Origin of the sequence: Ochrobactrum sp. SFR4 (assembly GCF_019730395.1) — a bacterium.
Taxonomy (GTDB): domain Bacteria; phylum Pseudomonadota; class Alphaproteobacteria; order Rhizobiales; family Rhizobiaceae; genus Pseudochrobactrum.
Window position 1 is genome coordinate 1 of sequence record NZ_JAAPBB010001364.1, and the last position, 237, is coordinate 237.

1 protein-coding gene is annotated in these 237 nt (G+C 51.1%); it reads left to right on the plus strand.

All coding sequences use genetic code 11. The annotated features are described in order from the left end of the window. Window positions 1-237: glutamine amidotransferase-related protein (locus HBA93_RS23480; protein WP_502910196.1), on the plus strand; the 237-nt coding region annotated here is incomplete at both ends.

Below are 237 nucleotides of genomic sequence, written 5' to 3' on the forward strand. Positions count from 1 at the left end.
TTCGAGAATGAAGATGCAGCTCCGTATCTTGAAAAAGTTCACGGCATTCTGGTGCCGGGCGGCTTTGGTGAGCGTGGCGCTGAGGGCAAGATTCTCGCGGCTAAATTTGCCCGTGAGCGTAAGGTTCCTTACTTTGGTATCTGCTTTGGTATGCAGATGGCTTGTATTGAAGCTGCACGCAATCTTGCCGGTATCAAAGATGCAACATCAACCGAGTTCGGTCCTGCAAAGGAACCG